General features: G+C 53.8%; 12 protein-coding genes. 9 read left to right on the top strand and 3 right to left on the bottom strand.

All coding sequences use genetic code 11. The features are described from left to right. The first annotated feature begins 120 nt into the window (after window positions 1–120). From GA565_RS00180 to uvrD, 7 genes are all read left to right on the top strand, one after another. A complete protein-coding gene (locus GA565_RS00180) occupies window positions 121–2679 on the top strand; it encodes a class I adenylate cyclase (protein ID WP_152196908.1) in 2559 nt (852 codons plus the stop codon). 156 nt (window positions 2680–2835) lie between these two features. Next, the gene (locus GA565_RS24920) at window positions 2836–3036 is read left to right on the top strand and encodes a lipoprotein (RefSeq protein WP_055773430.1); all 201 of its coding nucleotides are present in this window, start codon (window positions 2836–2838) and stop codon (window positions 3034–3036) included. Window positions 3037–3094: 58 nt separating this feature from the next. Beyond that, window positions 3095–3919, top strand: a complete 825-nt coding sequence (gene dapF / locus GA565_RS00170; RefSeq protein ID WP_152196907.1) for a diaminopimelate epimerase — start codon at window positions 3095–3097, stop codon at window positions 3917–3919. Beyond that, on the top strand, window positions 3916–4626 hold the full coding sequence (locus GA565_RS00165; RefSeq protein ID WP_152196906.1) for a DUF484 domain-containing protein: 711 nt from the start codon (window positions 3916–3918) through the stop codon (window positions 4624–4626). The genes dapF and GA565_RS00165 overlap by 4 nt, the downstream gene beginning before the upstream one ends. Then, the gene (gene xerC / locus GA565_RS00160) at window positions 4623–5534 is read left to right on the top strand and encodes a tyrosine recombinase XerC (protein WP_152196905.1); all 912 of its coding nucleotides are present in this window, start codon (window positions 4623–4625) and stop codon (window positions 5532–5534) included. Before GA565_RS00165 ends, xerC begins: the two co-directional genes overlap by 4 nt. Further along, a complete protein-coding gene (yigB, locus tag GA565_RS00155; protein WP_152196904.1) occupies window positions 5534–6250 on the top strand; it encodes a 5-amino-6-(5-phospho-D-ribitylamino)uracil phosphatase YigB in 717 nt (238 codons plus the stop codon). The genes xerC and yigB overlap by 1 nt, the downstream gene beginning before the upstream one ends. 124 nt (window positions 6251–6374) lie before the next feature. Continuing rightward, entirely contained in the window at window positions 6375–8540 is a 2166-nt protein-coding gene (gene uvrD, locus GA565_RS00150) for a DNA helicase II (RefSeq protein WP_152196903.1), read from the top strand. A gap of 1 nt (window position 8541) precedes the next feature. Here the strand turns inward: uvrD and GA565_RS00145 are convergent, their stop codons facing one another. Next, entirely contained in the window at window positions 8542–9018 is a 477-nt protein-coding gene (locus GA565_RS00145) for a WbuC family cupin fold metalloprotein (RefSeq protein WP_152196902.1), read from the bottom strand. Between the two features lie 456 nt (window positions 9019–9474). Here GA565_RS00145 and corA point away from each other — a divergent pair, with 456 nt between their 5' ends. Further along, window positions 9475–10428 carry a magnesium/cobalt transporter CorA gene (gene corA, locus GA565_RS00140; RefSeq protein WP_055773337.1) on the top strand — a complete coding sequence of 318 codons (954 nt, stop codon included), beginning with the start codon at window positions 9475–9477 and terminating at the stop codon, window positions 10426–10428. Between the two features lie 125 nt (window positions 10429–10553). After that, window positions 10554–11600 carry an AbrB family transcriptional regulator gene (locus GA565_RS00135; RefSeq protein WP_370518084.1) on the top strand — a complete coding sequence of 349 codons (1047 nt, stop codon included), beginning with the start codon at window positions 10554–10556 and terminating at the stop codon, window positions 11598–11600. Between the two features lie 8 nt (window positions 11601–11608). On the opposite strand, the gene rarD is transcribed toward GA565_RS00135, so the two are convergent. Both rarD and GA565_RS00125 read right to left on the bottom strand, forming a co-directional pair. Further along, entirely contained in the window at window positions 11609–12538 is a 930-nt protein-coding gene (gene rarD, locus GA565_RS00130; protein WP_152196901.1) for an EamA family transporter RarD, read from the bottom strand. A gap of 26 nt (window positions 12539–12564) precedes the next feature. Continuing rightward, window positions 12565–13047 (bottom strand): thioesterase family protein, encoded by a 483-nt coding sequence (locus tag GA565_RS00125; protein ID WP_152196900.1) that lies wholly within the window; start codon window positions 13045–13047, stop codon window positions 12565–12567. Window positions 13048–13216: the final 169 nt, after the last annotated feature.

The raw sequence follows: 13216 nt of genomic DNA, 5'->3' as shown, positions 1-13216 counted from the left end.
AAATTGATCACGTTTCCAGCAATAATCCGTCAAATACCTATATCAAATTAAAGTTTTTAAACTAACGGCGGATTTGGATACGGGGTTGTTTCTAGACACTGGAAAATCAGGCGAAAAGTCTTGTACCTCTACATCGAGACATTAAAGCAAAGATTAGATGCAATAAATCAGCTACGCGTTGATCGCGCTGTAGCGGCTCAAGGCCCCGCTTTTCAGCAGGTCTACAGTTTGTTGCCGGTCTTTTTACATCATCATCATCCACTGATGCCGGGTTACCTTGAAGGTAAAATGCCCCACGGCGTCTGCATTTTCACGCCTGACGATCACCAACAGTCCTACCTAAGCGACCTTGAAGAAAAATGGGGCAGCCCGTTTGAACCTACAGTAGGCGGCGAATTGCCGATTACCGGCGTTTACTCCATGGGCAGCACGTCATCGATTGGCCAAAGCCAAACTTCCGATCTCGATATTTGGGTCTGCCATCAGTCATGGCTTGATAACGAAGAGCGCAACCGCCTGCAGCAAAAATGCGTCATGCTGGAAAAGTGGGCCGCGTCACTGGGCGTTGAAGTCAGCTTCTTCCTTATTGATGAAAACCGTTTCCGCCATAATGAAAGTGGCAGCCTGGGCGGTGAGGACTGCGGTTCCACCCAGCACATTCTGCTGCTCGACGAATTTTATCGCACCGCCGTGCGACTCGCCGGTAAGCGTATTCTGTGGAATATGGTGCCAGGGGAAGAAGAAGCGCACTATGACGAGTACGTGCTTTCTCTCTATTCTCAGGGCGTGTTGACCCCGAATGAGTGGCTGGATCTCGGCGGCCTCAGTATGCTGTCGGCCGAAGAGTATTTCGGCGCCAGCCTGTGGCAGCTGTATAAAAGTATCGACTCGCCTTATAAGGCCGTATTAAAAACGCTGCTGCTCGAAGCCTATTCCTGGGAGTATCCCAACACTCAGCTGTTGGCGATGGACATCAAACAGCGTCTGCATCAGGGTGAAATCGTCTGCTTTGGGCTAGATTCCTACTGCATGATGCTCGAACGCGTAACCCGTTATCTGACCCAGGTCGAAGACTTTACGCGCCTCGACCTCGTTCGCCGCTGTTTCTATCTCAAAGTGTGCGAAAAACTCTCCCGTGCCCGCGCAGCGGTGGGTTGGCGTCGTGAAGTGTTGACGCAGCTGGTCAGCGAATGGGGCTGGAGTGACGAGCGTATCGCTATTCTTGATAATCGTGCTAATTGGAAAATCGAGCGCGTGCGTGAAGCACACAACGAGCTGCTGGACGCGATGATGCAAAGTTATCGTAACCTGATCCGCTTTGCGCGCCGTAACAATCTAAGCGTGAGCGCCAGTCCGCAGGATATTGGGGTATTAACCCGTAAACTTTACGCCGCGTTTGAAGCACTGCCGGGTAAAGTTACGCTGGTGAATCCGCAGATTTCGCCTGACCTGTCAGAAACCGATTTAACCTTTATTCACGTGCCGATTGGCCGCGCCAACCGCACCGGCTGGTATCTTTATAACCAGTCTCCGTCGATGGACTCGATAATCAGCCATCAGCCGCTGGAATATAACCGCTACCTGAGCAAGCTGGTTGCCTGGGCCTATTTTAACGGCCTGCTGACCTCGACCACGCGCCTGCACATCAAGAGCGGCAACCTGTGTGACATCGCCAAGCTGCGCGAGTTAGTGGCTGATATTTCAAATAACTTCCCGATTCGCCTGCCGGCACCGACGCCAAAAGCGTTGTACAGCCCGTGCGAAATCCGCCATCTTTCTATTATTGTTAATCTTGAACACGATCCGACGGCGGCCTTCCGCAATCAGGTGGTGCATTTCGATTTCCGAAAACTTGACGTTTTCAGCTTTGGCGAACAGCAGCAGTGCCTGGTCGGCAGTATCGATTTGCTGTATCGCAACTCGTGGAATGAAGTGCGTACCCTGCATTTTAACAGCGAGCAGGCAGTGCTTGAGGCGTTGAAAACGATTTTGGGCAAAATGCATCAGGATGCGGCACCGCCGGAGTCCGTGGAGGTCTTTTGCTACAGCCAGCATCTGCGCGGGCTGATTCGTACCCGTATTCAGCAGCTGGTTTCTGAGTGCATTGAGCTGCGATTGTCGAGCAAACGTCTTGAGCCTGGCCGTTTCAAAGCGGTGCGCGTCTCTGGCCAGACCTGGGGCCTGTTCTTCGAACGCCTCAGCGTATCAGTACAAAAGCTTGAAAATGCTATCGAATTTTACGGCGCAATCTCTAACAACAAATTGCACGGTTTGTCGGTAAAAGTAGAAAGCTCGCAGGTGCATTTGCCTTCGGTCGTCGACGGCTACGCCAGTGAAGGCATTATTCAGTTCTTCTTTGAAACCAGCAGCGACGACGTCGGATTCAATATTTATATCCTTGATGAGTCCAACCGTGTTGAGGTGTATCACCACTGTGAAGGCAGTAAAGAAGACTTGGTGCGCGACGTTAGCCGTTTCTATTCGTCGTCACACGATCGCTTCACGTACGGCTCCAGTTTTGTGAATTTCAACCTGCCGCAGTTCTATCAGATTGTTTCTCTCGACGGGCGTACCCAGGTGATCCCTTTCCGCAGTAACGTCCTGTCTCACCTGAATATCGCCGCCTCAGAAGGCAGTGCAGAGCCTGCAACGCTGGCACAGCAGTACCAAATCCACTGATTCAGTGCCGTTACGCGCAGTATCATCGGGACTGCTCCCAGCGTTAGATAATCGATTCCTATTGCTTTTCATGATCCACCTGCGATTATAGAGAGCTTGGACGATGAATCGCAGATCCTGGTTAAGATGAAAACAATCAAAATGAAAAATTTGAATATGAAAACCGCATTACGCTGGTCTTTGGCCTCGATGGTCCTGTTTGCACTCTCTGGTTGTGGTTTGAAAGGGCCGCTGTACTTCCCGCCTGCAGACAAGGCTGACGGCAAAAAAGTGGTGGTGACTAACGCCAAGCCGGGTCAGGTGACGGGCGTATCTCCCGATCAGAATGCGCAAAAAAATGGATCGGTACAGTACTAGTCCTCAAGCCACAGGGTAATTACGTCTGGTAATGACCAGAGGTCACGCGGAGTCAGATATGCAGTTCGCTAAAATGCACGGATTGGGCAATGACTTTATGGTCGTTGACGCCGTCACTCAAAATGTTTACTTCTCTCCTGAACTGATCCGCCGACTTTCCGACCGTAACCGTGGTGTAGGATTTGATCAGCTACTGGTCGTTGAGCCGCCTTACGATCCTGAATTGGATTTTCATTACCGTATTTTCAATGCTGACGGCAGCGAAGTGATGCAGTGTGGCAATGGTGCTCGCTGTTTTGCCCGCTTCGTACGCATTAAAGGGTTGACCAACAAACGTGATATTCAGGTCAGCACCCAGAACGGGCGTATGACCCTGACGGTGACGGAAGACGAGCTGGTGCAGGTCAATATGGGCGAGCCAGTATTTGAACCGCAGCAAATTCCTTTCCGCGCCCCGAAGCCAGAAAAAACCTATATTTTACGGGCAGAAGAGCACACTGTGCTCTGCGGCGTTGTCTCAATGGGCAATCCCCACTGCGTGTTGCAGGTTGACGACGTGGTCACTGCCAGCGTAGAACATTTGGGGCCACTGCTTGAAAGTCACGAACGCTTTCCCGAGCGCGTTAACGTCGGTTTTATGCAAGTACTCGACCGCGAAAACGTTAAGCTACGGGTTTACGAACGCGGCGCGGGTGAGACTCAGGCCTGTGGAAGCGGTGCCTGCGCGGCGGTGGCTATTGGTATCCAGCAGGGACTGCTCGCAGAAGAAGTTCAGGTGGAACTGCCGGGAGGCAGCCTCGACATTCGTTGGAAAGGCCCGGGCCATCCGCTGTATATGACGGGCCCCGCCACCCATGTTTATGACGGATTTATTCATCTATGAACAATCTTGATGGTCAGATTGAAAGTGCTAACGCCGCCGAGCTTGATGACGAGCTGGTGATGCAGTATCTGCTGCAAAACCCTGATTTCTTTATTAGAAATGCGCGCAGCGTTGAGCAAATGCACGTCCCGCATCCGGTCAAAGGCAGCATCTCGCTGGTTGAATGGCAGCTTGGACGGCAGCGCAATCAGATTGCGCAACTTGAAGAAGAAATTACCCTGCTGATGGAGCAGGCGACGATTAATGAAACGCTGTTTGGCCGACTGATTGAGCTGCAGGCAAATCTTGCCGACGCCACCAGCCTGCAAGACATGCTGAACCGGCTGCAGCGCTGGGGCCGTGGTTTTGGTCTGGCAGGCGCCAACGTTCGACTGTTTAGTGAAAGCTGGCGCATCGGTGCACCTTCCGACTTTACCCATCTGGCGTTAACCCGCAGCTCGTTTGAATCACTGCGTATTCAGCGCTTGGGCGACACCCACCACTTCCTCGGCAGCCTTAATGGGCCAGAGCTTTTATTGGTTTTACCCCAGGCAAAGGCGGTAGGATCGGTGGCGCTCTCGATGATGGGGGAGAATGGCGAACTGGGCATGCTCATCTTCAGCAGCCGCGACCCGCAGCACTATCAGGCGGGGATGGGCACGGTCATGCTCGACCAACTTGCCAAGATGTTACCCGGTCTGCTGTCGCGTTGGATTGAGCGGGCATGAGCCAAATTGACTCGCTGCTGCAACCCGCAGTCGAGGCATTCTTGCGTTATCTGCGGGTCGAGCGGCAGCTTAGCCCGCTGACGCAAAGCAGTTATCATCATCAGCTTCAGGCCCTTATCGGCATGGCTGACGACATTGGGCTGACCGACTGGACGCAGCTTGATGCCGCCAAAGTCAGAATGCTTACCGCACGCAGTAAGCGTGCCGGTCTCGGTGCCTCCAGTCTGGCGCTGCGTCTTTCATCTCTGCGCAGCTTTCTTGACTGGCAGGTGCATCAGGGCGTGCTCAAGGCCAATCCCGCCAAAGGCATTTCTACGCCGCGTGCCCCGCGCCATCTACCTAAAAATATTGACGTCGATGAAGTCGGGCAACTGCTGGATATCGACCTCAACGATCCGCTGGCGGTACGCGACCGCGCGATGCTTGAAGTGATGTACGGCGCGGGCCTGCGTTTATCTGAGCTGGTGGGGATTAATCTGGGCCATGTTGACCTGCCTTCCGGTGAAGTCTGGGTGATGGGTAAGGGCAGTAAAGAACGAAAACTGCCGGTCGGGCGCACGGCGGTCACTTGGCTAGAGAACTGGCTGGCGCTGCGTGACTTGTTTGGTCCAGAGGACGACGCGATGTTTCTGTCTAACCAGGGGCGTCGTATTTCTACCCGTAATGTGCAAAAGCGCTTTGCCGAATGGGGCATTAAACAGGGGGTGAACAGCCATATTCATCCTCACAAACTGCGCCACTCTTTCGCGACTCACGTTCTGGAGTCGAGTGGCGATCTGCGTGCGGTACAGGAGCTGTTAGGCCACGCCAATCTGTCGACCACGCAAATCTATACCCACCTCGACTTTCAACATTTGGCGTCGGTTTACGATGCCGCGCATCCCCGCGCTAAACGAGGAAAATCCTGATGAAGTTTTACCGTCCACTGCAGCAGATCGACGCGATCACTTTTGATCTCGACGATACCCTCTACGATAACTATCCGGTTATCCGCCGTACCGAAACTGAAACCGTGCAGTTTTTGCGTCAGTACCATCCGGTGATGGCCAATATCGAATCGGAAGAGTGGCGCGCGGTGCGGGCAGAATTGCTCGAGCAGGATGCTGAAATTTATCACGACGTTACCGCCTGGCGTCACAAGGCGCTCTATCACACCCTGCTGCGTCGCGGTTTGAAAGAAAGTGAAGCGGCCGCCGGTGCCGACGCGACAATGCAGAACTTTGCCTACTGGCGCAGCAAAATAGACGTGCCGCAAGAGACTCATGAGACGCTGACCGAACTTGGAAAGCGTTGGCCGCTGGTCGCCATTACCAATGGTAATGCCAATCCTGACCTGTGCGGGTTATCAAAGTATTTTGAGTTTACGCTGGTGGCCGGTCGCGACGGTCGCGCAAAGCCGTTTGTCGATATGTATCAAATGGCGGCGGAACGTCTCAATGTGCCGATGGCGCATATTCTGCACGTCGGCGATGACCTTACCACCGACGTAGCGGGTTCGGTGCGCTGCGGTATGCAGTCTTGCTGGATCAACCTGCGCGAAGGCAATCTGATGAAGATTCCTGATGCGCGCCTGTTGCCGCATATCGAGATTTCCTCATTGGCATCCTTAAAGACATTGCTGTAGCCTTCTCGGGCAGCTGGCAATTTCTGTCAAAATACTGTATATAACAGCAGTAAACCTCCACGGGACGTTCGAGAATTAACCGACTTGCCCGTGGACGCATTCTCTCTCCGGACAAACGGTGCTTATGGACGTCTCTGACCTGCTCGACAGCCTGAATGAAAAACAACGCGAAGCCGTAGGCGCCAAGCGCAGCAACCTGCTGGTGCTGGCCGGCGCGGGCAGCGGTAAGACCCGCGTGTTGGTGCACCGCATCGCCTGGCTGTTGTCGGTAGAGAACTGCTCGCCGTATTCCATTATGGCCGTGACCTTTACCAACAAGGCCGCGGCTGAAATGCGCCATCGCATTGAGCATCTGATTGGCACCAGCCAGGGCGGCATGTGGATAGGCACCTTCCACGGCCTCGCCCATCGCCTGCTGCGTGCCCATCATCTTGACGCCAACCTGCCGCAGGATTTCCAAATTCTCGACAGCGATGACCAATTGCGTCTGCTCAAGCGCATTATCAAAGCGTTAAACGTAGACGATAAACAGTGGCCGCCGCGTCAGGCGATGTGGTACATCAACGGTAAAAAAGACGAAGGCCTGCGCCCGCAGCACATCGAAAGTTATGGCAATCCGATTGAGGCCACCTGGCTGCGCATCTATCAGGCCTATCAGGAAGCGTGCGATCGTGCCGGTTTGGTCGACTTCGCCGAGCTGCTGCTGCGCGCCCACGAACTGTGGCTGAACAAGCCGCATATTTTGCAGCACTACCGCGAACGCTTTACCAACCTGATGGTTGACGAGTTCCAGGACACCAACAGCATTCAATACGCCTGGATCCGCCTGCTGGCCGGTGAAAACAATAATGTGATGATCGTCGGTGACGATGACCAGTCTATTTATGGCTGGCGTGGTGCACAGGTTGAGAATATTCAGCGTTTCCTGAAAGATTTCCCCGGCGCAGAAACCATTCGCCTCGAGCAAAACTATCGCTCAACCAGCACGATCCTGACTGCCGCCAACGCCTTGATTGCTAACAACAACGGTCGAATGGGTAAAAACCTGTGGACCGAGGGCGTTGAGGGCGAACCTATCTCGCTGTACTGCGCTTTTAACGAGCTCGACGAGTCCCGCTTCGTGGTGAACCGCATTAAGGCCTGGCAGGACAACGGCGGTGCGCTGAACGACTGCGCCATTCTCTATCGCAGCAACGCCCAGTCGCGCGTGCTCGAAGAAGCCTTACTGCAAATGGCCATGCCTTACCGCATTTACGGCGGCCAGCGATTCTTCGAACGTCAGGAAATTAAAGACGCACTGGCTTACCTGCGCCTGATGGCCAATCGCAACGACGATGCCGCCTTCGAACGCGTCGTCAATACCCCAACGCGCGGCATTGGCGACAGAACGCTCGACGTAGTCCGTCAGACGGCGCGTGACCGGCAGTTGACCATGTGGCAGGCCACGCGTGCGCTGCTGCAAGAAAAAGTGCTGGCAGGCCGTGCTGCCTCCTCGCTGCAGCGTTTCACCGAACTGGTCGACGCCTTAGCGCATGAAACCTCTGAAATGCCGCTGCATGTGCAAACGGACCGGGTGATTAAAGACTCCGGCCTGTTCATCATGTATGAGCAGGAGAAAGGTGAAAAGGGCCAGGCGCGTATTGAAAACCTTGAAGAACTGGTGACGGCGACGCGCCAGTTCAGCTATCAGGATGAAGATCAGGACTTGATGCCGCTGCAGGCGTTTCTTTCGCACGCGGCGCTGGAAGCCGGAGAAGGGCAGGCCGATGCCTATCAGGACGCCGTACAACTGATGACGCTGCACTCGGCTAAAGGGCTGGAATTTCCGCAGGTGTTTATCGTCGGCATGGAAGAGGGCATGTTCCCAAGCCAAATGGCGCTGGATGAAGGCGGGCGGCTTGAAGAAGAGCGCCGTCTGGCCTACGTCGGCGTCACGCGTGCGATGAAAAAGCTGACGTTGACCTATGCTGAAACCCGTCGTTTATACGGCAAAGAGGTCTATCACCGACCTTCGCGCTTCGTTGGCGAGCTGCCGGAAAACTGCGTTGAGGAAGTGCGCCTGCGCGCCAGCGTGACCCGCCAGGTTAACCACCGCAGCATGGGCACGCCAATCACCAGTCAAAATGACAGCGGATTCACTTTGGGTCAGCGCGTGCGTCACCCGAAATTTGGTGAGGGCACCATAGTGAATCTGGAAGGCAGCGGCGAGCATAGCCGTTTGCAAATTGCCTTCCCGGGAGAAGGCATCAAGTGGCTCGTCGCGGCCTATGCAAGATTAGAAGCGGTGTAAGTTAAAACTTCACTACGTCCCCGACCTTGGCGGTGAGGTACCACGCCATAACGGCCTGGGACTTGTCATCGCCTTCTGCCGGGCTGCCCGGGAAGGTATCTTCTTCAGGGACCGGAATATAAGGTCCCTGTTTGATTTCAAGGAAAGTCGACCCATTATCCAATGCGATGGCGCTGTGCCACACGCCCGCAGGGATTTCCAGTGCACGGGTTTCTTCGCCCAATACCAAACGCTCGGTAATCTGTCCCTCTGAATTGTAAGTCAATACAACAAGACGGCCGGTCAGGGTGCTCAATAATTCCCAGGTATGCGGGTGGCGGTGAATACGCACATAGCTCTCTTTATCCATGGTCACCGCCAGTCGCTGTACTGGGTCATGAACGTCCGGATGCAGGTTGAGGTTGGTGCGTAAACGCGGGGATTCACTCGCCTTGGTGGCAAGCTGGGTCAGGTTTTCGTGGGTGATCTGCTTTATCATTTTTATTCCTGAAAAGTGTGCGTCAAAGCGTAAAAGTCGGATGAGGTCTGCAACAGAGTGTAGCCAAAAAATGCCTCGCGGGTAAGCGCCTTGCACGTTGATGGGTGGTTGAAATTCATGCCGAAATGTTGCGAAATTAGGCATGTTGCCGGTTGACAGTCTTTTTCTTCTCGGCGTAACATGCGCGCACTATTATCAATGAGGATTTTCGCCTTGGACGCACCCAGTAGATACTGGCTCAATAATCTGCTTAGCAGTTTCCACTAAGGCCGTCCTCATTGCTGACGGCCAAAGCGCGGAGGTTAACTCCCGCTTAACGTGGTTGTCGGCGACCTCTTCTGTCGCTGTGAGTCAGACCTGAATCGGGTCTGAAACATTTCGGTGACCTTCACCCAGTGTTTCCCCTTGTGCTTCAACGCGTTGTCTACACCTGTCACCATTAGGGAGAACGGGCACATGCTGAGTGCTTTTAAATTAGATAACAGCCGCTTATCCCGTTTGGAACTGGATGAATCAGAGACCTCACTGTCGGAATCTCTGTGGGTCGATTTGATTGAGCCGGACGAGTCAGAGCGCGAGCGCGTTCAGACCGAACTGGGGCAAAGTCTGGCAACCCGGCCAGAACTGGACGATATCGAGGCATCGGCGCGTTTCTTCGAAGACGAAGACGGGCTGCACATTCACTCCTTTTTCTATTATGAAGATGCTGAAGACCACGCGGGCAACAGCACGGTGGCGTTCACCATTCGCGATGGTCGCCTGTTTACACTGCGCGAGCGCGAGCTTCCGGCCTTTCGTCTCTATCGCATGCGTGCCAGAAATCAGCAACTGACCGACGGCAACGCCTATGAACTGCTGCTTGACCTGTTTGAAACTAAAATCGAACAGCTGGCCGACGAAATAGAGAATATTTACAGCGATTTGGAAAAGCTCAGCCGCGTTATCATGGAAGGTCATCAGGGCGATGAATACGATGCTGCGCTGTCTACTCTGGCAGAGTTGGAGGATATCGGCTGGAAGGTTCGGTTGTGTTTGATGGATACCCAGCGCGCACTGAATTTCCTGGTGCGTAAAGCGCGCTTACCCGGCGAACAGCTTGAGCAGGCGCGAGAAGTGCTGCGCGATATCGAATCCCTCTTGCCGCACAATGAATCACTGTTCCAGAAGGTTAACTTCTTGATGCAGGCGGCGATGGGCTTTATTAACATCGAACAGAACCGCATCATCAAAATCTTCTCGGTGGTGTCGGTGGTGTTCCTGCCGCCTACGCTCGTGGCCTCAAGTTACGGCATGAACTTCGAGTTTATGCCGGAGTTGAAACTGGCATTTGGTTATCCGGCAGCGCTTGTGCTGATGCTGTTGGCCGGCCTGGCGCCTTATCTGTATTTCAAAAGAAAAAACTGGCTTTAACTGTTTTGAATCCCCGGTTCGCCGGGGGCATTCCTTGCGCATTCCCTCCCCCTTTCCCCGCGAAATATGTTAAAAATATTGCCCATGTTGTCTTAATGAAGATTCAAAAAATGTTGATGGAAAGAATGGCTCCCGCCGCCCAGTGGTGTTTTTTAATTGCCGCGTCGCTGATTCTGGGTTTTATCTTTCAGTATTTACAAGTACCTGCCGCCCTGCTGTTGGGGCCGATGATCGTTGGCGTCGTGATGGGGCTGCTTGGCGCGACGGTGCGTATCCCCGGCGTGTGTTTTAAAATTGCTCAAGGCGTGATTGGCTGCATGATAGCGCAGGCGCTGTCGCCTTCGATCCTGCCTCCCTTGCTCCATGACTGGTTTGTTGTGCTGATGGTGCTGATATTCACCCTGTTGGCCAGCGGACTCTCAGGTTGGTTGCTGGTGAGATTCAGTCATTTACCGGGACCTACCGGCGCATGGGGCTCGTCGCCCGGCGGTGCCAGTGCGATGGTTGCCATGGCAGGAGATTTCGGCGCAGACGTTCGTCTGGTGGCGTTTATGCAGTATCTTCGCGTGTTGTTCGTGGCAACCGCTGCCGCCTTCGTGGCACGTATGAGTCTGGGTGATTCGGCTTCTGCTGCGGCGTCAGTGGTGTGGTTTCCGCCGCTGGACTGGCGTTTTCTGGTCACGCCCGCGCTGGCATTAGCAGGTGTCTGGTTGGCACCCAAGCTGCACATTCCCTCAGGCGCACTGCTTATTCCGGCCGTGGCCGGTGCTTTTTTGCATTCCACCGGCACGGTGCTGCTCGAGATCCCCGAATGGCTGCTGGCGATTGCTTATACTTTTATCGGTTGGAGCGTTGGGCTGCGCTTTACGCGTCCAATTTTCAAACTGGCGCTGCGCACGTTGCCACAGATGATTGCCTCGATTATTGGCTTAATGCTGATTTGCGGAGCCATGGCGTGGGTGCTGACCAAAATTCTTCACGTCGATATGCTGACCGCCTATCTGGCCACTAGCCCGGGCGGGCTGGATACGGTGGCCATCATTGCAGCGGGCAGTCACGTTGATATTTCGTTCATTATGGCGATGCAGACGCTGCGCCTGCTGACTATTATCGTTACCGGACCGGCGATGGCGCGCTTTATTTCACGCAGCGCCTCACCAAATCCGGCATAGCGGGCGGGTTAACTCTCGGCCTTGATGCTATTTAATTTAATCGTGCCACTGTTTTTCATCTGGCGTTGGTGACGCAGTGCGTCGTAGATGAAGAACGCCAAACCGGCCCAGATGAAGGCAAAAGTGACCAGCTGTGAAGGGTCAATCGCCTCGCCATAAAACACCACCGCCAGAATAAACATCAGTGTTGGACCGATGTACTGGAAAAAGCCCAGCGTGGAGAATTTAAGCCGTGACGTGGCGGCGGTAAAGAACAGCAGCGGGATGGTGGTGATAACCCCGGCGGCGGCCAACTCCAGATTCAGCGACAGCGGATTTTGCGCCAAATTACTGGTGGCGCTGTGGGCGATAAAGAACAGGTAGACCCCGGCGGCAGGCAGTAACCACAGAGTTTCAATCAGCATGCCCGACGGCGCATCTACGGCGATTTTTTTGCGCATCAGCCCATAAAATGCAAAGGTCAGTGAAATCCCCAGGCCAATGATCGGCAGCGAACCAAACATCCACAGCTGCACCGCAACGCCACCAAAAGCCAGCGCGGCGGCCACCCACTGCAGACGGCGAAAGCGTTCGCCGAGAAACAGCATACCCAACACGACGTTAACCAATGGGCTGATAAAATACCCCAGACTGGCCTCGAGAATGTGGTTGTGATTGATGGCCCAGATAAAAAGCAGCCAGTTTCCTCCCACCAGCACCGCGCTTACCAGCAGCAGGAAAACTTTTTTCGGCGTCGCAAAAACTTTGCGGACGCCGCCCCAGCCGCGGCTCAGTGAAATCAGCAGCAGCATAAATAAAAATGACCAGATAACCCGATGCGTCAGGATCTCCTCGGCGGGGACTTGCTTGATCAATTTGAAGTAGGCGGGGGCGATACCCCAGATAAAATAGGCAATAAAGGCAAAAATCACGCCCTGACGGGTACGTTTGGCATCCATGGCAATGTCCTGCTTAAGTAATATTCCTAGCCAACTAAATAGGTCGCCGTTGCGGTAGCTATGTGAACGGCGTGTTCATTGTGTAAATCGACGCGGGCGACAGAAATTTTGTTTCCGGCGCGGATAAGCGTGCTGCTGACGGTAAATATTTCTCCGCGACCCGGGCGCAAATAGTCCACACGCAGGTCAATGGTGCCCATTTTTGATAACCGTTGGCGCATTTCTGGCTCAAGCAGCGGGTGGTCAGGTTTATCGTGGCGAATCAGCGCGCTGTTAACACATACCAGCCCGGCGGCCACGTCGAGTACCGAGGCAATCACGCCGCCGTGCAAGATTTTCTGCACGGCATTGCCGACCAATTTGGGGTGATTACTAAACGTCAGCTCGGCAATGTCTGCGTCTAGCCTACGCAATTCCAATCCCAATTCGCGATTAAACGGCATGTCGTAAATAAAAATCTCCCCAATCAACTGGCGGGCGGCATCGTGAGTTAACGGCGTAGCGGACATGAAGATTTCCTGATAACGGATAAAGATGAAAGCATTTTATTGTGAATGAACTGTTGATTTTATGCGCCAACAATATTGATTTCTTGCCGACTCATGCTAATCCTAACCAAGTATGAATATGTGTGTAGAATGACCTGCTTTTTCATAAGAATGTTTCAACAAATAACCA

Source organism: Rouxiella sp. S1S-2, from assembly GCF_009208105.1.
Lineage (GTDB): Bacteria > Pseudomonadota > Gammaproteobacteria > Enterobacterales > Enterobacteriaceae > Rouxiella.
This window is presented reverse-complemented; position numbering and strand designations above follow the sequence as displayed.

Coding starts and splice junctions, on each gene's coding strand:
- GA565_RS00135 (WP_370518084.1), top strand. CDS start 10,554: ATGGCTCCCGCCGCCCAGTGGTGTTTTTTAATTGCCGCGTCGCTGATT.
- GA565_RS24920 (WP_055773430.1), top strand. CDS start 2,836: ATGAAAACCGCATTACGCTGGTCTTTGGCCTCGATGGTCCTGTTTGCA.
- uvrD (WP_152196903.1), top strand. CDS start 6,375: ATGGACGTCTCTGACCTGCTCGACAGCCTGAATGAAAAACAACGCGAA.
- GA565_RS00165 (WP_152196906.1), top strand. CDS start 3,916: ATGAACAATCTTGATGGTCAGATTGAAAGTGCTAACGCCGCCGAGCTT.
- yigB (WP_152196904.1), top strand. CDS start 5,534: ATGAAGTTTTACCGTCCACTGCAGCAGATCGACGCGATCACTTTTGAT.
- corA (WP_055773337.1), top strand. CDS start 9,475: ATGCTGAGTGCTTTTAAATTAGATAACAGCCGCTTATCCCGTTTGGAA.
- dapF (WP_152196907.1), top strand. CDS start 3,095: ATGCAGTTCGCTAAAATGCACGGATTGGGCAATGACTTTATGGTCGTT.
- xerC (WP_152196905.1), top strand. CDS start 4,623: ATGAGCCAAATTGACTCGCTGCTGCAACCCGCAGTCGAGGCATTCTTG.
- GA565_RS00145 (WP_152196902.1), bottom strand. CDS start 9,018: ATGATAAAGCAGATCACCCACGAAAACCTGACCCAGCTTGCCACCAAG.
- rarD (WP_152196901.1), bottom strand. CDS start 12,538: ATGGATGCCAAACGTACCCGTCAGGGCGTGATTTTTGCCTTTATTGCC.
- GA565_RS00125 (WP_152196900.1), bottom strand. CDS start 13,047: ATGTCCGCTACGCCGTTAACTCACGATGCCGCCCGCCAGTTGATTGGG.